Raw genomic sequence first — 19,842 nt, forward strand, 5'->3', positions numbered from 1 at the left:
TTAGATTGTGGTCGTCTGTCAGGCCGCCTTCGCAGGCAAGCCCGCTCCCACATTTTGGATCGCGGGATAACAGGTAGATCGCGACCGGCTGTCAGGCCTCCATCGGTAGCAAGCTCCCTCGCCACCTGCACTCTACATTTCGCCCGCAAGCCGCGCCCTACAGAGGGACGGTATGCGCAGCGACGGATCAAGCTGTTAAACTCGCCGCCTGCCAGACACCGACCGAGCTGAAAACACTGTGGAAATCTTCAAGGAATTTACATTCGAATCCGCACACCGCCTGCCCCACGTACCGGAAGGCCATAAATGCGGGCGCCTGCATGGGCATTCGTTCAAGGTGGCGATCCACCTGAGCGGCGACCTGGATCCCCATACCGGCTGGATTCGCGACTTCTCGGAGATCAAGGCGATTTTCAAGCCGCTTTATGAACGCCTCGACCACAACTACCTCAACGACATCCCTGGCCTGGAAAACCCGACCAGCGAAGTGCTCGCCAAGTGGATCTGGAATGAGTTGAAACCTCTGCTGCCTGAGCTCAGTGCGATTCGCATCCACGAGACCTGCACCAGCGGCTGCATCTATCGCGGCGAGTAATCGACTGCGTCCATAAAAACCACCTTCGGGTGGTTTTTTTGCGCCTGGCATTTATCCATGTAAAGCGACCTTGACACCCCAATGGCCTACACTTAATGTAAAGCACCCTTTACTTACGGAGATGACTATGTCGGTCAAACGCTTCTTGGTGGAATTCGCGGTGACAATGCTGGCGTATATGCTGTGCGTGGTGGTTTCCAGCGCCTACATGTCGTCCATGCCCAACGGCGCCGCCCGAGTTGCCCTGGCTTTGCTGCCGGTCATTCCGATGATCGCGATGGCAATTGCGATCATCCGCCGGCTCAACGCCATGGATGAAATGGGCCGCAAGATCCAGTTGGACGCACTGGCCGTGGCCTTTGTGTGCACGGCCCTGACGACCTTCAGTTACGGCTTCCTGGAAACCGCTGGCTTCCCACGGTTGTCGGCCTTTATGGTGTGGCCGATCATGGGCGGCGTCTGGTGCGTCGCCACGATCATCGGCACAAGGCGCTACCAATGAACAACCTGATGCGCCAGTTGCGCTCGGGACTGGGTTGGTCCCAGGCCGACCTCGCCGAACGCCTGGGTGTGTCACGCCAAACCGTCAACGCCATCGAGACCGGCCGCTACGATCCGAGCTTGCCCTTGGCGTTCAAGATCGCCAAGGTGTTCGAACGACCTATCGAAGACATCTTCGAAGCGCCGGCAGACTGATCGACTGTCCAGAGGAGCCCGCTGCAATTTTGCCGAACACCAGGCGCTGGATGCCGGCTTCGCGGCCATTCGTCTATACACCAACGCAGCCATGCACGAGAACATCACGCTGTACACCCGTCGTGGCTGTATCGAGACCCACCGGGCCGAAAAACATGGCCTGCGGCGGGTGTACATGACCAAGAAACTCCGGGAGTAACCCATGGAAAACACCTGGCTGGCCCAGGCCAAACGCTTGCAGGCGTTGGCGTCCACAGGGCTGCACTTTTGTACCGATGATTTCGAGCGCGAGCGCCTGGAAGAAATTGCCGAGATTGCCCACAGCATGCTCGCGCAGCTGGGCAATGTGCCCTTGGAGCGCATCACCGGGCTGGTCACGGATTTTGCCCAACGCTACTCGACGCCGATGATCGACGTGCGCGGGGCGGTCATCCAAGACGATCGAATTCTGTTGGTACGGGAGTTGACCGATGGCTGCTGGGCGTTGCCGGGAGGTTATGCGGATATCGGTTTGTCGGCGGCGGAAAATATCGTCAAGGAGATTCGCGAGGAAGCCGGGCTGACGGTGACGGCGCGCGCCCTATACAGCGTGACGCACAAGGCCAAGGGCTTGTATCGGCCGGATGTGCGCGACTTCTATAAGCTGTACTTCCTCTGTGAACCGGTAGATCAGTCGGCTCCGATGGCAGGGTTCGAGACCACCGAAGTGGGCTTTTTCCGGCTAAATGACCTGCCGCCACTGTCTCGCGGGCGCACCATCGAAAGTGATCTGGAGGCTGCATTTGCCTTCCACCGTGGCGAGATCACCCAGACGCTGTTCGACTGATCCAATTTGTATCACGGCTGCACCGCTTTCGTGCCCGATTGGGCACGCCGAACACTCTTTCCCGCGCTCCTTCCCGTTTTGGCTATAAATACTGTGCACAGTGCACAAACCCTACCGTGCGTGTGTCACTGCTGCCCGATGTGGCACGCGCGGTGCAATAGGCCTGCGTCACTCATTCAGGAGCAAGGCACATGACGCAGCAAGAACCGGGCAACGATTACCCCCTCAGCGAAGTCCCGATGCATGCGCGCAAGGGCCTGGCGTCTACTGCCATGGTGCTGCTGGGTTTTACCTTTTTTACCGCGACCATGTTTGCCGGCGGCAAGCTGGGAGTGGCGTTCAGCTTTACCGACATGCTCGGCGTCGTCGCCCTGGGTAACCTGCTGCTGGGTATCTACGCCGCAGGCCTGGGTTACATCGCCTTCAAGAGTGGGCTGAATTCGGTGCTGATGGGACGCTTCTGCTTCGGCGAAATGGGCAGCAAGCTCAGCGACTTGATCCTCGGCTTCACCCAGATCGGCTGGTACGCCTGGGGCACCGCCACTGCCGCCGTGGTGCTGGGCAAATATTTCGAGCTGGGCCAGGGCAGCGTACTGGCGTTGATGGTGCTGTTCGGCCTGGTGTTCTGCGCCACGGCCTACGCTGGTTATCGCGGGCTGGAAATCCTGTCCTACATCGCGGTGCCGGCCATGGGCATCCTGCTGTTTCTGTCGATGTGGGTCGCCACGGTCAAAGTCGGCGGGCTGGATGGGCTGCTGGCGGTGGTGCCGAGCGGTGAGCTGGACCTGTCCACCGCGATCACCCTGGTGTTCGGCACCTTTGTCAGCGGCGCGACCCAGGCCACCAACTGGACGCGTTTTTCGCGCTCGGCCAAAGTGGCGGTACTGGCGAGCCTGATCGGCTTCTTCATCGGCAATGGATTGATGGTGCTGATTGGCGCCTACGGTGCCATCGTCTATCAGCAACCGGACGTGGTTGAAGTGTTGCTGCTGCAAGGCTTTGCCATGGCGGCGATGGCCATGTTGCTGCTCAATATCTGGAGCACCCAGGACAACACGATCTACAACTTCGCTGTGGCCGGCTGCAACCTGTTGCGCACCAAACGCCGCAAGACAGTCACCCTGGCCGGCGCCGTGATCGGCACCCTGCTGGCGTTGCTCGGCATGTACGACATGCTGGTGCCTTACCTGATTCTGCTGGGCACGGTGATCCCACCGATTGGTGGGGTGATCATGGCGGACTTCTTCTATCGCTATCGCGGCCGCTACCCGCGCCTGGCGGATGCGCGCCTGCCGGCATTCAACTGGCCGGGGCTGGCGGCCTATGGCGTTGGCACCGTGCTGGCGTTCAATTCGCCCTGGGTCGCGCCGTTGGTGGGTATCGTTGCAGCGTCGCTGACCTACATCGTGCTCACCGCCGTCCTACGCGTGCGTGCGCCTCTGGCTGATGCCCAGGCATGAGCTTGACCATTGCCGATGTATTGGCGCTGCCGGGCCTGGAATCCATGCGCCTGCGCGCTGGCGAGACCGGGTTGGATAACGGTGTGCGCTGGCCCTATGTGGCGGAAAACAGCGGGATTGCGGAATGGGTGCTCGGTGGCGAGCTCGTGTTCGTCACCGGGATCAATCACCCGCGCGACGAAACCAACCTGTTGCAATTGCTTGAGGAAGCCTGCGAGCGTCAAGTGGCTGGCTTGGTAGTGCTGACCGGGCCTGCGTATATCCAGGCGATTCCCCAGCGTTTACTCGATGCCGCCGAAGCCGCCGGCATGCCGTTGATCGAACAGCCCTACTCGCTGAAAATGGTGCTGGTAACCCAGGCCATTGGTTCGGCGCTGATCCAGTCCGAACAACTGGGGCGCTCGCGGCATGATGTGCTTGAGCGCTTGCTGACCGGCGACTACCAATCCCTGGAACTGTTGCTGCACCGGGCCACGCAATTGGGCATGCCATTGGCCGGGTATTGGCAAGTGGTGCAACTGCAGTTGGAAGGCAACGAGTTGCTGTTTGCCCAGGGTGATGCGGCTTCGGTGGAAGCGCAACTGGCGCGACAACACGACGTTATCAGCCGTCGACTGCGGCAATTCTCGGCCGGTTTGCCGGTGCAGGGACGAGCCGGCCAATGGACAGTCCTGCTGCCCGCGCCGGATGCCGTGGCGGCGTTGACCAACCGCCAACAGCTAGCCCATTGGCTTAATCCGCTGAATCTACGCTTGGCGCCGCTCAAACTGTTTATCGGCCTCAGCGCCGCAGCGCACCCACCGGCACACCTGGCCCAGGCGCAGGATGAAGCCCGCCAGGCACTGGCGGCTGCGCGGCGCTTCAGTGAGCGTGCCGGGCTGTGCGTGTACGACGAATTGGGCGTGCTCAAGCTGCTCAGCGGCGTGCGTGATCGCGCCCTCCTCGATCAATTCCTGAATGAACGCCTCGGCCCATTGCTGCGCCACGACTTGCACCATGGCCCCAACCTGATGCCCACCCTGGAAGCCTGGTTCCATGAGAATGGTAACCTTGTGGCCGCCGCCCAGCGGCTGGCCGTGCACCGCAATACATTAACGCACCGTGTCCAGCGCATCGAAGCCCTGTGCGGGCTGACGCTGGATAACGCTTATGATCGCCTGGACATCGGTATAGCGCTGATGATCTGGCGACTGTCTGCCTGATTGTTTTTAGCCAAGAGGAACTTGCCCATGCACATCATCAACGCCCGCCTGCGCAACCGTGAAGGCCTGCATGATCTGCACCTGGAACATGGCCGGATCGCCAGCATCACGCCACAAACGACAGCGCCCGTACTGGCATCTGGTGACCTGGACGCCGCCGGCAACCTGGTGATTCCACCCTTCGTTGAACCGCATATCCACCTGGACGCCACCCTGACGGCCGGCGAGCCCCGCTGGAACATGAGCGGCACCCTGTTCGAAGGCATCGAGTGCTGGGGCGAGCGCAAAGCCACCATCACCCAGGAAGACACCAAGACCCGCGCCAAGAAGACGATCCAGGCCCTCGCCGCCCACGGTATCCAACACGTGCGCACCCACGTCGACGTCACCGATCCGGACCTCACCGCGCTCAAGGCGATGCTGCAAGTGCGCGAAGAGAGCAAGCACCTGATCGACCTGCAAATCGTCGCCTTCCCCCAGGAAGGCATCGAGTCGTACCGCAACGGCCGCGAACTGATGGAAGAAGCCATCCGCCTGGGGGCCGACGTAATCGGCGGTATCCCTCACTTTGAATACACCCGCGACCAGGGCGTGAGTTCGGTGAAGTTCCTGATGGACCTGGCCGAACGTACCGGCTGCCTGGTGGACGTGCACTGCGACGAAACCGACGACCCCCATTCACGTTTTCTCGAAGTGCTGGCCGAAGAAGCCCGCAGCCGCGATATGGGTGCCCGCGTCACCGCCAGCCACACCACGGCCATGGGCTCCTACGACAATGCCTACTGCGCCAAACTCTTCCGCCTGCTGGGGCATTCGGGGATCAGCTTCGTCTCTTGCCCCACCGAAAGTATCCACCTGCAAGGACGCTTCGACAGCTTCCCGAAACGCCGTGGCGTCACCCGGGTCAATGAACTGCTGGAGGCCGGCATGAACGTGTGTTTCGGCCAGGATTCCATCGTCGACCCTTGGTACCCCTTGGGCAACGGCAACATCCTGCGGGTGCTGGAGGCCGGTTTGCATATCTGCCACATGCTCGGCTACCGCAACCTGCAAAGCGCCCTCGACCTGGTGACCGACAACAGTGCCAAGGCCATGGCCCTGGGTGACCGCTACGGTCTGGAACCCGGACGCCCCGCCAACCTGTTGATCCTTTCGGCGGACAGCGACTATGAGGTCATCCGCAGTCAGGGCTTGCCGCTGTACTCGATCCGCAACGGCAAAGTGCTGATGCGGCGTCAGCCGGCGCAGGTTGAGTTTGTGTAAAACCGGGTTCAGACAATTGAGTCGATATCCAGCGTTTGCGCCCTCCCCCATGCGTGAAGCTGCGCGGGGGGGATGCTGGCGACTTGCGACGGCTCACGGTTTTCACGGTGGCTGAACCAGCGCTTGAGGCTGGGTTGCACGTTGGCGCTATGGGCTTGACTGCCGTAGACATCACGGGCTTCCAGGCGGCGCCAGCGCAGAGTCGCAAGGCGCTCACGGCTGGTGTGCAAGCGGTCGATCTCGCTATTCAGGGCTTCGTTGTGTTCATAGCCTCGGTCGTTGGCAGACCTTAGGCGGGCCAGTTCCCGGCGCTTGTTGCGCAGTTGTTGGCGCATGGTCTCCAGGGCCAGGTCGAGCAGCTCGAACTCGCTTGGCGTGACCAGTGGGCCGTTGCTTTCCTGGGTTTGCTGCCAGCGACGTAGCGTTGCCCACGCCGCCGGAATGTAGCTGGCAGTCATGAAGTGCTGGTTGGCCTGGAACAGCTGTCTCAGCAGGTTATCCCGCTCGGGCATGTCGCCACGCAGTTGCAAGGTTCGGTTGCAACCGGCCTCTTGGATGGATTCACAACCGGGTTTCCACAACACCGAAGACTGTGTGCCATCCGGCAGCATGATCGGCATGAAATGGTGCTGTTCGCCGTGGTGTTGGTAAGGGTTTGCGCCAAAACGCACCAACCCGGCGGCGAACAGCAGGCCGCCCGGTGCAGGGGCGCTGAACAGTGTGACGGCGCCTGGGATCCAGAGTTTGGCGGTGGTGTTCATCCAAGGGGCCGGGACGCTGGGGACGGGATCGTTGTGGTTGACGATACGGTGGTGGACCAGGGTTGAAGCACCTTGGGTGAATTCAGAGTCGGCGGCGCGGGGGGCGCCGTAGGTGTAGAGGAGGATGTTGTAGTTGCACTCCGGAGCCCTGCGCAGACCTTCTGCGAGGAGTAAAGCGATTGCGCCGCCCAGGCTGTGGCCGCAGATGATAATTCGTTGGCCGGTATGGAATTGGTCGAGGTAGTGCAATACGAAATCGCGCACTGCCCGGTAAGCCTGATAAAAACCTTGGTGGGCCTTGCCGACTCCTTCCGTGTAAGGGACCTGATGAGCGTTTGCATCTCGCATCCCGTCCGCACCACTGGCGGTACCACGCACCGCGATCAGGATTACTTCATCGTGATGGGTAATAAACGCCTGAGTATCCGTACCAAGCGCTTCATCATCGAAAAAGTGCACATTCGCTGGATGTTCCTGCTTTTCCTGCAGCTCCGGTTGGTTTTGTGGGTATAGCTCTGGATCGAAGGGCAAAATCTCAAAACGCTGGGAGTAAGGGACCTCTTCGTAAAGGGGGTAAAAACGGTCGACTTGTTCTGCATCAAATCGCCAAGCCTCATGGGAACCCGAAAGCTCTTCGGCAAATAGATGCCCGATGCTGGGATCAAGGGGAAAGCGAACGTGGTCGTGGGGCTTTTCAGGTGGCACTTGGCCGAAGTTGCAATAACTCAAGGTGGCCATCAATGCCAACTGATAAAGGTTCAAGGCGCAGAAACCGTCGTCGGTTGAAAGCATCGGGCGAAAGGCCCTGAGTGGTCGAACTTCCAGAGCGGTGTGGTTGTTGGGAAACAACACGACTCCTACCAAGTTCGATTGAGGTGGTCCAAATCCCAGCTCACCCATCATGTTCAACGCGTGTCGCAGGGGTTGATGACTCCGCTGCGCAACCGGTGGCAAATGGGCGACATGGCGGACCAAATCACGCACTTCCACTTGATAGAACCGGTTGGCCTTGTGCTGAGCAGGATTACTGTCGAGGCGCTGGCCATCAGAGGCGGCAAACCGAGTCTGTTCAGCCCGAACTTGAAGCTCGGTGATAGGAAGTTTGTAGGTGGGGCGCAACATCAGTTGTAGATAGGGGGGCTCTGTTCCTGAATACAGATCGTCGAGAACAAGTACCACAGGCCCACAGAAAATATTGTCTAGCTTGGCAAACCCTTCTCCATTCAGCCTGCCTTTGTACTCCTGCCCTGCACTATCGTGGACGGTGTATGGCAGTCCCCCATACGCCGCTCCCACGCCCAGTTCGTCGACCAGGCAAAAGCTCACCCAATGCCCGCGCAGTGAACAGGCTGGCTTGCTATCACTGAAAAAAGATTGCTTCCATGCATCCTGCTTCATGACCTTGCTCCTTGTTATTGACACGATGGATAAACATCACAAACGCGACCATCCGGCATTTTTATCGGTTTAAAGTCGGAGGTGTTGCCGTTACAAAACGCATAAAGGTCTTCAAAGCTTTTACCTTTACAACGCTTCCAGCCACCCGGAACGACCACCCAGTTATCACCAACAGCCGGTTCTTCCTTGTCCGTGACCGTCAGCACCAGCCTGAGCGTTTTCCCCGCTAACTGATCACGTTGAGCAGCACCACCGGCCAGGGACTCCTGCAACGGCCCTATTGCATTATTCGAACGACATTGCAGAAGTTTCCTGATCGCATGAAACGGCCCCACCGTCCTGAAGCGCCACTGACATTGCCCAATCAGTTCCTGCACACCTGACTCGGGCATGCCAGGTTGATCATTCCAGCGATCTCGAATGGCGATGCCTGCACGATCGCCTCCCACATCCGTATCTCGCTTACCCCACTTCGCATACATATCAAAATCGACACTTCGCAAAACCGTAGGGCAACCTTCAATCACCTCACTCAACGGCAGTTCAACACTCACGCGTTCGGCCACAGGCTTGTAACGTGCAATAAAAATCTTCCGCTCCGGCCTCTTGCCCCGACGCCTTGGCAGCGTGCAGGTTTCCCCAGTCGCAGGCCCGTAGTTGGCTCCCCCGATGAAGCGGAACTCCGCCGGCAGATCCACCTCCAGCGTAAAGTGGTCAACCGGCTTGCCCGCACAGCCTGTCAGCGTCAGCATTCCCACCACAACCCACGCACCAAGCCTTCGCCTATTCATCCTTTCCCTCCATTGATCGCCACTGCTCCACCACCCGTTCAAAATGATCACCTGGCGCTTCCCCAACCAGCGGTTGCCACCGAATGAGACTGTTGCGTGTGGCCTCCTCCAACCGTCGCACCACCAGAAACTCCAATTGTTCCGGCCCTCTCCATTGCCAGACACGCGCCAGCTCCAAGACTTGGCCCAGCCAGATTCTCGGGTCCTGGAATTCCACCAAAGCGACCAGTTCTTCGCTGTGTACAGCCAACAGGTAACGCAGAATATTGGCGTGCAGGATGGCTTCGGCGTTCGGGTTGGGCGTGTTCAGCCAAGGAACCGGGTCAGGCAGCGGATACTCGCCGACAGCCGGGTTGTCAGCCGTGCGCCAGCGGTCTTCGTGCCAGTAGCACACGCTGATCAAGGGGCCAAGAAAGACCGGCCAGTGGTCCGCACCCAGATAGTCCAGCGCACGTGCCAGGGTACGGTTGTCGTGAAAGCGGTACAGCGATTGCTCGCCCTCCGGTCCCGTCAGCAAACGGTCGCGCCAGTGCCGAGTCACGCCAGTCAGGTCCTTGCACGACAAACTGCCCAGCCAGCCCCAGTTATTCTCAGGCTGTAGCAAGAGGTCTCGTAATGCAGGCTCGCTCATCTGTTTCAACAGCAGGATCACGGGGCCCTCCCTCATGAGATCCGCCAGCGCAGTCTCGGCATAGAGGCTGCGATAGTCTGACAAACTGCGCACCGCCAGCAGTGGCTGACACGCGGCATTCTGCCCATCGAGGATCAGACACAGGCTTCGCCCTGCCTGCTGCTGTTGGTTTATCCATTGACTTGGCGAGTTCTGCATCAGGCCGCCCTCCCTGGCAGATCACACAGGCCTTCGCGACAATGCTCACACACCGGGCAATAGTCCGCTCCCAGTTGCCTGGCCAAGTTCATGATCGTGCCTTGTACCTTGGAGACCTCAGGCATACCGGCCACCCTGAAAGCGCCCGCCAATTGGGTAACAGACGCCGAACCGCCCAGCGCGATGGGACGACTGCTGAAAATGCCACCCGCCTGGATGACCAGATGCTCTCCACCCGCCTTGAGGCTCAGTTCTGCCCCGGCATCAATCACCAGGCTGGCACCCGATTTAAGGTGGAGCTGCTGCCCTGCCTCAATGACCAACGTCTGTGCCACGTGGGTCCGGCTATCGCCATGCACATCAAGGTAGTCGCTCGCCTTGAGCAGCACTTTGCGGTCGCCGGTGACCTGACGATGCTCTTCGCTTTTCAAGTGAGTCGTGCTGATCCCGTGGATGACTTCTTGCCGTTCCCCTGCGACCTCCAGCCGACTGTCATGGCCGATCCGTTGCTCCAGGTCCCGCTGCGCACGCAGGTAGACAAGTTCCTCGCCCCGACGATCTTCCAGGTACAGCTCGTTGGAGCCTTCGCCGCCAAGGGAACTGCTGCTGCGCAAAACGCTGCGAGTCTTGTGCAGTGGCAAGGGATAGGTCGGCCGATGCAATGCATTCGGCAGGCAGCCGTTGATCAGGGGGCGGTCGGGATCCCCGTCCAGGAAGGTCACCAGCACTTCCATGCCCACACGCGGGATCATCGTTGCACCGAACCCGTCACCGGCCCATCCGGACGCCACCCGCAACCAACAACTGCTTTTATCATCCGCCTCGTCCAGGCGGTCCCAGTGAAAGCGCACCTTCACTCGGCCATACACATCGCAATGCACGTCCTCACCGGCGGGCCCGGTCACGGTTGCGGTCTGGCTGCCATTGATGGTCGGCTTGGTATGCCTGAGAGAGGGTCGATGCACGGCCTGCCAGGGTGTTGCGGTAAAACGATTGCGATAGCCCTGGAATACGTCGGTTGCCGGCGTCGCTTCCTCCAGCACCTGGGGTTGATAACCCTCATGACGCACCGACGTGATCAGCCACAGGTCGTTGCAGGAGGGGTCGGGATGATCGCGTATCTCAAGGAAGTGCCCACTGCGCAGCACTGGCTGATCACTCTTGCCCAATGCCCGATACCGGTCGCGCTGGTGAAGCTCCAGACTCCGCCGTGCCAACTGCTTGCCACGGGTATGAGCGGTGAATCCTGCGGGATACTGATAGTCCTCAAGTGGGAGTGTCGACGCGGCCCCCGCGCTGTCGTGCAGGTGCACGGAAGGATGTTCGAAGTCGTAATCACGACGCACCGTCTTCTGGCTGCGGATGCCCAGGCGCACGTCGAAACGCTGGATAACCGGCGTATCGGCGTGCGGCCCGCCAGGAGCGCTATAGCATTGCACGGGCAAACGCGGGAACACCGTTTGGTCATCGCCAAATACCAGCAGGTGGGCGTCCACGCTGTGACGGAAATGATAGTGAATGCCCTCCTCTTCACATAGCCGCTGGATGAAGTGAAGATCACTCTCAGCGTACTGAACACAGAACGTACGCGGCGGATAAACCACGGGGCCAAGTTCGAAGGCGTAAGCATCCGCCAGGATGCCATGCTGCTCAAGGACCTCGGCGATGATCTGGGGCACGCTGCGCTGCTGGAAAATCCTCTGGTCGCGTCGGTGCGCAAGGTAAGCCAGGCGGGGCGCCAGGGTCAGGTGATAGCGCGTGGTGCGCCGACCTGGGTCATCCCGGCCAATGGCGTAGACCTGCCCATGCAAACCGTCGTCCGCTTCGCCGAAAGCCAGGTAGGCGGGTTGGTGGAGCAGCGCTTCCAGATCAAGGGAAGGGTTTTCGCTGACCACCTGTATGTGAATGAAAAACGGTTGATCGAGGACTTCACTGCCTTTGAATGCCAGGACTTGCAAGTCGATATCTACATGTGGAAGAACCAGATTGAAACGTGACGAAACAAACGCGTTAACCATCCGTTGTTACCCGCCGTTAATAAATGAACACCCGGAGACAGGCCCTCTCGCTACACAGAGAATTAGTTATCGAGAAAAGGCGCTGGAACGTCTCAAAGCTTAGTCATTTCGGGGAGGAATCGACCGTTTTCAAATAAAAAAGAAGTTTCGTACAACTAAGCTGGAAGTGTCTTTTACACAATAATAAAACGAGCCAGCGTGCCATTTCTTAATAACAAGAAATGCCCTACACCGACTTACATCGGCATGACTAACTGACATAGAAATGGCTGACACCGGTTAACAGTGTCAGCCGTTAAACAACTTCATTCTTGCAACTGCGCAGTGCCGAACAGACTGACGCTCAGCAACGTTTCGGCCTGGGTGTGCAAGCGAACTGGCGCAATGCCACCCGGCATCACCACTGCAACCTCACCACTCTCCACCCAGCCCGCCCGCCAAGCGGCACAAGCCACCGCACTGGCGCTGGTTCCGGAAGACGCGGTGGGCCCCTCCCCCCGTTCGAACACGCGCGCGATGATTCGATTGCCGGGCTGGCGCGCCGCCCATTGCAAGTTGACCCCTGCCGGACAGGGCCGACCACCACCCGCCGGGGGAGCAAACGCAATGGTCTTCAAGGGCTCGTACAGTGCGGGTTGCTGCATCTGAGTGTTGTCCGGCAATGCCGACACCTGCTCGACCAGTGTCACGCAATGGGGGTTGCCCACCCGCACAAATTGGCTGGCCGCCCACTGAGGGTTGATCGCCGCCAACTCGCTCACATGACTCAGTTCAGTTTCATCCACCTCCATCTGCGCCCCCACCACCTCAGGCCCGAAACCAGGTACCCCCAACTCAAGCCAGAACCCCGCAACCTGTTCACGGATTGCCGGTTCAACCCATGTCGACACGGGTGATACCGCGTCCGATTTGTCGTGGTGCACCCTCAACTCACAGGCCCCGCTTAGCAGGCCCTGGTCAGTGAGTGCCTGGGCAAAAATCGTCAGGCCATTGCCACTGCGCTCGGCCAAGGAACCGTCGGTGTTGACAATCATCAAGTCAAAGGGCGGCTCGGCCTGGAACGGCCCGACCAGCAAGCCATCGCAGCGATGAGACTTGGCACTGGCTGGACGCGGCAGCGAGCCCCAACTACATTCGGAGGCGATGGCCGCCGACGTCCAGTTGCTGCGCGTACGCGCAGCCAGCTCAGCGCTCTCGGGTACAGCAATGCCCGCGTCTCTCAACGAGGCCGGGCTGACCACGCCATACATATTGCCGCGGGCGTCGTAGAACAGGGTCATGGGGTCGTCCACCTGTGCATGCGCTGAAGAAGGGGCAGATTGTGTGGGATCTCGACGCTGCACACCATCCTGCAAGCACTACACGTTCAATCCCCTGAACGGACGTTTTCATCAGGCCGAAGTCCGCGCGCCGTCGCCATGGTCTTTTGCGACAGTGTGCGCCGAGGAGGTTGAAGTCAGCGTCGATAGGCAAACGCCTGCCTGATAGGGTTTCGGAGGCGGCCTGGAAGGTGGTAATCCGCCGCGAGGGCCCAGGGGTTCAAAAGCCCCCACAGGGATTACGCACCTTCCAGACCGCCTCGTACACACTCGATACCGTTTGTGTGGCGACGAACCCTCCTGACGTTCCGGGTTTGTAAAAATAAAATTCACGACCACGGCTTCCCCCAGGGAACCCGGCTCGCGCACCACGACCTGATGTGCAAGGATGTCACGCCGGACATCGTTCGTAGAACGCAAAACCAAGGATTTTTCATGACTGCCATTCCCACCTCAGCGCCCGTGGTTCCCGGGCGGTTAGAGCAAATGTCGACCCGTATCGCTTTCTTCATTGCTGGCTTCGGCATCGCAGCCTGGGCGCCGCTGGTGCCCTATGCCAAGGCCCGTGCCGATTTGAGCGAAGGCACCCTGGGCCTGCTGCTGTTGTGCCTGGGCGTCGGTTCGATCATCGCCATGCCCGCCGCCGGTGCGTTGGCGTCGCGCTTTGGCTGCCGACGCGTGCTGAGTGCCGGAACGATCATGATCTGCCTGGCGTTGCCAACGCTGGCGACGGTCAGTTCGATTCCGCTATTGATGGCGGGGTTGTTCCTGTTTGGCGCTGGCCTCGGCACCGTGGATTCTACGGTCAACCTGCAGGCGGTGATCGTCGAGCGAGCCAGCGGCAAGACCATGATGTCGGGCTTTCACGGGCTGTTCAGCCTGGGCGGGATTGTCGGTGCAGCGGGCGTTTCGGGGCTGCTGGGGCTGGGACTGTCGCCATTGCAGGCGACGCTGGTGGTGATTGTGATCACGCTGGCGGCGCTGCTCAAGGCTGCACCGCATTTGCTGCCTTACGGCAGTGAGAGTTCCGGTCCGGCGTTTGCCGTGCCCCACGGCGTGGTGCTGTTCATCGGTTGCCTGTGCTTTGTCGTGTTCCTGGCCGAAGGTGCGGTGCTCGACTGGAGTGCGGTGTTCCTCAGTGCCGAGCGCGGCCTGGACGAAGCCTATGCTGGCCTGGGTTACGCAGCCTTTGCCTTGACCATGACGGCCGGGCGCTTGACCGGTGATGCCATCGTGCGCCGGCTGGGGGCTACCCGGGTGATCGTGGCCGGTGGCGCACTGGCTGCGGCCGGTACATTCCTCGCCACATTGTCCCCGGCCTGGGAAGTGGCGTTGTTGGGTTATGCGCTTGTAGGCGCCGGGTGCTCCAATATCGTCCCGGTACTCTATACCGCTGTGGGCAAACAGAACGTCATGCCAGAGCACATTGCCGTGCCGGCCATTACCACCTTGGGCTATGCGGGGATTTTGGCAGGGCCTGCCGTGATCGGGTTCATCGCCCATGGCAGCAGCCTGGCCACTGCCTTTCTGTTAATTGGAGGGTTGCTTGCGGCGGTGGCGGTCAGTGGAAAAATCCTGCGCGTCTGAACACAGGGCGGCATCGCCGGCTTGATGCTTTCAAGCCGCTGATGCGCGCCTGCCTACGTTATTTCCCCTTCTCTTCCTTGTCGTTCTCCAGCCAGCGGTCAATGCTGTAGTTCTTCAACCAGCCATCATCGTTATGACTGCCAAAGAGGTTGTAGCCATTGGCTTTATAACTGTCCAGAGAGGCCATCAAACCCGGCCGCTCCATCAGGTTCTTGGCCAGGTATACCTGTTGTTCGCTGTACATTTTCAACGGAAACCCGGTGCGCACATCCCGTAAAGGCTCGCCGTTCTTATCCGTCTGGTTCGGATCCTTACTGATCTCGATGAGTGTGTCTTTTTTGACGTACCGATGTTTTTCGAAAAAGAATGAGCGGTCTTCCGACTTATCCCGCAAGTCATCAAACATGCCTCTGAATGCCTGGACGACCTGAGCGTCGGTTTTCGCATGGAACGGATCCGCGCTTTGCGTGTTGGGGTTCGTATTGCCGATTTCTGAGTCACCAGCCCTGGTCAAACTGTCATGCGTGATTTCACCGCCCTTCGCAATTATCGCTTCGTTCAGTCGGGGTCGGTTGAGTATCTCTCGCGCCAACATGATGGTGCGTTCCGAGACTTTGCTGCTGCTGGGTTCCTCTTTGGCGATCTCCTGTAAAGAACCCTGGGTCAGCCGGCCATCTTTCTTGAAAGCGTCCAGCAATGACAGGTTGTTCTTCAAGTCGGTCGCCAGCAGATGGTCGTCGGAACTGACGAAGGGGTTGCCAACTTTCGTCATGCCTCCGTACAGATTCTGGCCGTCGAAGTGCCGGTCGGCGCCGTTCGCGAAACGGGTGTTGATTGGCTGCGCGGCCGGCAGCGGCTTACCCAATGCGCGGGCATCGACCTCATAGCGAGACTGACCACTCCCCGTTGGCCCTGGTGCGTTGGACCCAGCCGTTTGCGTATAGCTCGGATTATTGACACGACCAATCATGATTCACCTCCACCCTAATCTAGATTCCGTAGCCTGGGCCTTGATTGCCTGATCCTCGAAAGGGCCTCGAAATCAAGATGGCACAAGCAGCGATTGAGTGGCCCGCAGGAAACAACGGTTCCGAAGAAGCTCGTCCAAAACGCTGGATAGACCCTGGGGAATCTTAAGCGCTTGTAACCAGCTCACCTGCCGCGCATCCATGCGTTGGAAAATCCTGCCGTGTAAAACGGCATTACTCAGCGGCGGGACAACTTGTTCCAAAGACTCGCTAACAGGGAAGTCACAGCGCTGGGCGCCGACTCCTCCGTGAACACCCGAGAACCTTTGTCAAAGTCTTCGGCGGTGGGCGCCTTGAAGCTGAACCTCGGCGAGGATGTGAGGTTGAGACCCTGCGGCTCTCGTGGATTTTTTGCCTCCTGTGTCAGTGCCGCCAAATTCGAGGGGTTGTACTGGGAGTGACGGGGTTCAAATGATGTCGAGTTCATGGTCCAGACCTAATCCGGTAGATGAAGGCCCCCAGCGGCACTCAATGGCCGCTGGATATTTTCTTTGTGGTAGATCTTCGCAATCAGTTCCATGTGATTGGGGTGCAGGGTTACGTCAAGCGCTTGCCGCCCCCTGCCGCCTAGCGCACGGCAGGGAGCCCCAGGTCTAACCCAGCAATGTGTACAATTCCTGGCGAGAAATCCTGCCATCGCGCTGCCAGCTGTAAATATTATCCATCGCTGATCTCAGATCAGAACGTGCCATGACCTCCCGCGAAAGCTGGATGAGATGGTCGTTGTAGGGATTGCCGGACAACGGTTGCGTTGCACGTGCATTGAGCTCCCTGAGCTTAATCGTGCTGCTGAAGTACCCGCCCTTCAGCGCATTGAAATTATTCAGCATGTCTTGAACGATTTGCTTGTCGTCACTCAGTTTCAACGGATTGTCCGAACGAACAAAACTGGTGATATCGTCCCTGGACAAGCGGCCATCCAACGCACCGGTGCTGCCGTTGCGATCGAGCGATTGCAGCAACCCGGGACGCCGCAGCACCTCGTTCGCCAATCGAATATTCGGGTCCTTGTAAGGGTTGCCAGTCAACGGCTGCTTGGCCACTTTCTGCAGACTTTGTTCCGTGACATAACGTGAAGGCCAGCGCCCTTTGAACGCGCCATAATTATTCAAAAGGCCTTGTGCCAATTGCTCGTTACTTTGTTTCGAGTAATAGGGGTCTGGCAACGAGGGGTTCGGACGTGGTGGCGGGCCGGGATTCGGGCGTAAGTTTTCCGGCAGTGGACGCGGCGGCGGGCCACCGAATACCGGGCCGGCGTGATTGGACTGCGCAGTGAAATTGACGCCTACCGTAAGCTGGACACTTGATGCGGCAGCAGATCGCTCGGCACCGGGCTTAGCATCTCCGAGGGAGGCGTTATCGAGGGAAGGAGCGACGCTCTGATTGTATGCTGATACCGACATTCCAGTTCTCCAGTTCGGTGTATTCAGGTGCCTGACGTTGAGTCGTCAAGGAAGCCAGCAAAGGCAGGCATCTTCTGTGTGGCAGAACAGTAGGAACCGGTTCCTGAGACCGCTGAAAGTTTCCAGAATCGAAGTAGGAAGAGCATCTGATCGAGTGAGAGACAAGACGGTCTGTCGGCAGGCAGCGCCGCTCGACCTGAGCAGGAAGAGCGGCAATGTGTCGATCAGAACCCGACGCTGGCCTGTACGAAGAACGTGCGGGGCTCCCCCAGGTACAGCCCGGAGTTGTTGTCGCTGGAGCGGGTGTAGTGCTGCTGGTCGAAGACGTTTTTCACGCCCACGCCCAGTTTCAAGTTGGACAACTGCTCGCCAAAGTCGTAACCGCTGCGCACGTTGACTGAGACATAGCCTGGGATATCACCGTACTGACCGTCAGCCGTGCCTTGAGTGATGTAGGTACTGGTCGTGCCGGGGGCGCGCTGGCCGGACTGGGCGTACACATCCAGGTTGTGGGTCCAGCGGTTGACGTCATAGCGCAGGCCCAGTGTGGCGACCTCACGGGAGTACAGCGGCAGGTCGCGCCCCTTGAACGGTACGTCGCCTTCCGAGGTGGCCTTGGTGAAGGTGAAGCCGGCATTGGCGGTCAGGCCGTCCAGACGTGGGTCCAGGTTCGACAAGTCGTAATGGGCCGACGCTTCGATGCCGGTGTGCTTGGTCGCGCCGAGGTTGGTCCAGCCCACGTCGTTGCTGACGTATTGCAGCTCATCCGAGAAGTCGATGTAGAAGAACGTCAGCTCGCCGCCCCACACATTGTCGTTATAGCGCGTCCCCACTTCGTAGGTCTTGGCCTTTTCCGGGTTCAGACCATTGGCCGTCTGGTCGCCGGTGCCGCCCTGACCCAGTTGGAAGTATTGCAGGCTGCCAAACGAGGTCTCGTAGTTGGCGAAGAGTTTCCAGGCGTCGGATACGTGGTACATCACGCTCAAGGCCGGCAGCGGTTCGTTGTTGTAGACTTCGCGGCGTTTTTCCTGGGTACGGGTGCCATTCAATGCAACCACCGGGCGATCGTGCCATTCGGTACGGATGTCCTCGAAGCGGATGCCCGGCGTGATGGTCCACTTGCCGATATCAACCTTGTTGTCGATATAGAACGCGTTGGCCTCGGTGCCCCCCGTACGGTCCTGATACACGTGACCGTCGCTCTGTCCACCCGGCGTCGGCACATTGTTGACCAGGTTCAGGCTGGTGGCCTGCTCATGCATGCCTTCCTTGAGGTAGCGATAACCCACACTGACTTCCTGGGTACTCGGGCCCACATCGAATACATGGGACACCCGCGGCTCGATGCCAAAGGTGTAGTAGGTGCGCGGGTAAGAGCCAATCGTCCTGAGGTCGCGGTTGGCGATGTTACTGCCGCGGAAACTGTCGGAATAGTAAGTCAGCACTTCGGCCTGGGTACGGTCATCGATCTGGCGGATGTACTTGAAGGACACGTCCTTGCGGCGCCCGCTGAAGTTGTCCCAATCACGCACCGATTGGTACGGGTTGGCATCGAATTGCTTCTGGGTCAGGCCGCCGGGCATATCGGCGCTGGCGTCGTAATAGTGGAAGTTCAGCGAGAAGTCGTCTTGATCGGTCGGTGCCCAGTGCGTCTTGAAGATGACGTCGTCGATGTCGTTGGCGTTATTGCTGTTGCGGTAACCGTTGCCATTGACCCCGGAGTACAGCAAAGCGGCGCCGATGCCGTTGTCGGCGGTACCGCCGATAAAGGCGTTGTCCACGTGCTTCCAGCCGCCGTGGGCAGAGGTTTGCAGGGTGGTGCCGATTTCGCCGGAGAATTTCTCGGGGATGGCACGGGTCACGAAGTTGATCACGCCACCGACGTTTTGTGGCCCATAACGCACGGAGCCAGCACCGCGCACCACGTCGATGCTGTCCAGGTTGCCGGCGGAAATCGGTGCCATCGACAGTTGTGGTTGGCCGTAGGGTGCGAACGCAGCCGGCACACCGTCGATCAGCACGGTGGAGCGTGGCGACAGCCGTGACGTCAAGCCACGTACGCCGACGTTGAGGGAAATATCGCTGCCGCCGGTGCCATTCGATTCCTGCACCTGTACACCTGGCACACGGCGCAGCACGTCGCCGACGTTCATTGCGCCCTGCTCCACCATGGTTTCGCGGCGGATCACGGTACGGGCGCCAGCATGGTTCTGCACCACTTCAGCGTTGGCATCGCCGAGCCAGTCGCCGACCACCTTGATATCAGTGGCACCCAGCTCCAGGGGCGAGCCGACTTCACCGGTGCCGCTGTTCAGCGGGCGCAGGGTCACGGAACCGGCGTCGATCTGGTAGTCCAGGCCGCTGCCTTGCAGCAATTGGCGCAGGGCTTGTTCAGGGGAAAGGTTGCCGTCTACCGCCGGCGCCTGCTTGCCCGCGACCAGATCGGGGCTGAAGAACACTTGCAGGGAAGTTTGCTGGCCCAGTTGGCTCAGCGCCGCGCCCAGGGGCTGGGCCTGGATATGAATGGCGTCGGCGGCGTAGGCCGCAGGGAGCGTGGCACTGACTGCTAGCGCCAGGACGAGCGGCGCCCAGCGGGAAGTTTTATTGTTGTGGATGGCGAGTTTTTTCACGTCGAACCTAATCCTGTGATCGCAAGAGCATGCGGC

17 protein-coding genes and 1 pseudogene are annotated in these 19,842 nt (G+C 59.6%); 9 read left to right on the forward strand and 9 right to left on the reverse strand.

Annotation, left to right across the window (positions count from 1 at the left end):
- Positions 1-238 precede the first annotated feature (238 nt).
- From queD to codA, 8 genes and pseudogenes are all read left to right on the forward strand, one after another.
- Positions 239-595: a 6-carboxytetrahydropterin synthase QueD gene (gene queD / locus BMZ57_RS16540; protein WP_003190259.1), complete on the forward strand. Its 357-nt coding sequence runs from the start codon at positions 239-241 to the stop codon at positions 593-595.
- Positions 596-722: 127 nt separating this feature from the next.
- The gene (locus BMZ57_RS16545) at positions 723-1,097 is read left to right on the forward strand and encodes a hypothetical protein (RefSeq protein WP_021492045.1); all 375 of its coding nucleotides are present in this window, start codon (positions 723-725) and stop codon (positions 1,095-1,097) included.
- The gene (locus tag BMZ57_RS16550) at positions 1,094-1,291 is read left to right on the forward strand and encodes a helix-turn-helix transcriptional regulator (protein ID WP_010211493.1); all 198 of its coding nucleotides are present in this window, start codon (positions 1,094-1,096) and stop codon (positions 1,289-1,291) included. The genes BMZ57_RS16545 and BMZ57_RS16550 overlap by 4 nt, the downstream gene beginning before the upstream one ends.
- Positions 1,292-1,316: 25 nt before the next feature.
- A pseudogene (locus BMZ57_RS16555) lies at positions 1,317-1,490 on the forward strand (N-acetyltransferase); the annotation flags it as partial.
- 3 nt (positions 1,491-1,493) lie between these two features.
- Entirely contained in the window at positions 1,494-2,117 is a 624-nt protein-coding gene (locus BMZ57_RS16560; RefSeq protein ID WP_010211495.1) for an NUDIX hydrolase, read from the forward strand.
- Between the two features lie 191 nt (positions 2,118-2,308).
- Entirely contained in the window at positions 2,309-3,577 is a 1,269-nt protein-coding gene (gene codB / locus BMZ57_RS16565; RefSeq protein WP_047542825.1) for a cytosine permease, read from the forward strand.
- Positions 3,574-4,779: a PucR family transcriptional regulator gene (locus tag BMZ57_RS16570; protein ID WP_042570997.1), complete on the forward strand. Its 1,206-nt coding sequence runs from the start codon at positions 3,574-3,576 to the stop codon at positions 4,777-4,779. The genes codB and BMZ57_RS16570 overlap by 4 nt, the downstream gene beginning before the upstream one ends.
- Before the next feature lie 27 nt (positions 4,780-4,806).
- Positions 4,807-6,042: a cytosine deaminase gene (gene codA, locus BMZ57_RS16575; protein WP_010211502.1), complete on the forward strand. Its 1,236-nt coding sequence runs from the start codon at positions 4,807-4,809 to the stop codon at positions 6,040-6,042.
- Between the two features lie 8 nt (positions 6,043-6,050).
- Here the strand turns inward: codA and BMZ57_RS16580 are convergent, their stop codons facing one another.
- The 5 genes from BMZ57_RS16580 to BMZ57_RS16600 all read right to left on the reverse strand — a co-directional run bounded on the left by BMZ57_RS16580 (position 6,051) and on the right by BMZ57_RS16600 (position 13,119).
- On the reverse strand, positions 6,051-8,201 hold the full coding sequence (locus BMZ57_RS16580) for a lipase family protein (protein WP_069672723.1): 2,151 nt from the start codon (positions 8,199-8,201) through the stop codon (positions 6,051-6,053).
- A gap of 14 nt (positions 8,202-8,215) precedes the next feature.
- The gene (locus tag BMZ57_RS16585) at positions 8,216-8,992 is read right to left on the reverse strand and encodes a hypothetical protein (RefSeq protein ID WP_044286952.1); all 777 of its coding nucleotides are present in this window, start codon (positions 8,990-8,992) and stop codon (positions 8,216-8,218) included.
- Positions 8,985-9,821, reverse strand: a complete 837-nt coding sequence (locus BMZ57_RS16590) for a DUF4123 domain-containing protein (RefSeq protein WP_044286951.1) — start codon at positions 9,819-9,821, stop codon at positions 8,985-8,987. The genes BMZ57_RS16585 and BMZ57_RS16590 overlap by 8 nt, the downstream gene beginning before the upstream one ends.
- Positions 9,821-11,839, reverse strand: coding sequence for a type VI secretion system tip protein TssI/VgrG (tssI, locus tag BMZ57_RS16595; RefSeq protein WP_021492051.1), 2,019 nt, complete (start codon positions 11,837-11,839; stop codon positions 9,821-9,823). The genes BMZ57_RS16590 and tssI overlap by 1 nt, the downstream gene beginning before the upstream one ends.
- A 305-nt stretch (positions 11,840-12,144) precedes the next feature.
- Positions 12,145-13,119, reverse strand: coding sequence for a diaminopimelate epimerase (locus BMZ57_RS16600; protein ID WP_038453077.1), 975 nt, complete (start codon positions 13,117-13,119; stop codon positions 12,145-12,147).
- A gap of 474 nt (positions 13,120-13,593) precedes the next feature.
- On the opposite strand from BMZ57_RS16600, the gene BMZ57_RS16605 reads away from it, so the two are divergent.
- Positions 13,594-14,745, forward strand: coding sequence for an MFS transporter (locus BMZ57_RS16605; RefSeq protein ID WP_021492053.1), 1,152 nt, complete (start codon positions 13,594-13,596; stop codon positions 14,743-14,745).
- Between the two features lie 58 nt (positions 14,746-14,803).
- Here the strand turns inward: BMZ57_RS16605 and BMZ57_RS16610 are convergent, their stop codons facing one another.
- From BMZ57_RS16610 to BMZ57_RS16625, 4 genes are all read right to left on the reverse strand, one after another.
- Positions 14,804-15,715 (reverse strand): hypothetical protein, encoded by a 912-nt coding sequence (locus tag BMZ57_RS16610; RefSeq protein WP_080662772.1) that lies wholly within the window; start codon positions 15,713-15,715, stop codon positions 14,804-14,806.
- A 494-nt stretch (positions 15,716-16,209) separates the two neighbouring features.
- Positions 16,210-16,410 (reverse strand): zinc finger domain-containing protein, encoded by a 201-nt coding sequence (locus BMZ57_RS30190; RefSeq protein WP_420820064.1) that lies wholly within the window; start codon positions 16,408-16,410, stop codon positions 16,210-16,212.
- Entirely contained in the window at positions 16,367-17,176 is an 810-nt protein-coding gene (locus BMZ57_RS16620; protein WP_137206149.1) for a hypothetical protein, read from the reverse strand. The genes BMZ57_RS30190 and BMZ57_RS16620 overlap by 44 nt, the downstream gene beginning before the upstream one ends.
- A 224-nt stretch (positions 17,177-17,400) precedes the next feature.
- Positions 17,401-19,806: a TonB-dependent siderophore receptor gene (locus BMZ57_RS16625; protein WP_069672724.1), complete on the reverse strand. Its 2,406-nt coding sequence runs from the start codon at positions 19,804-19,806 to the stop codon at positions 17,401-17,403.
- Positions 19,807-19,842: the final 36 nt, after the last annotated feature.

It is taken from the genome of Pseudomonas simiae (genome assembly GCF_900111895.1).
In the GTDB taxonomy this organism is placed as follows: domain Bacteria; phylum Pseudomonadota; class Gammaproteobacteria; order Pseudomonadales; family Pseudomonadaceae; genus Aquipseudomonas; species Aquipseudomonas simiae.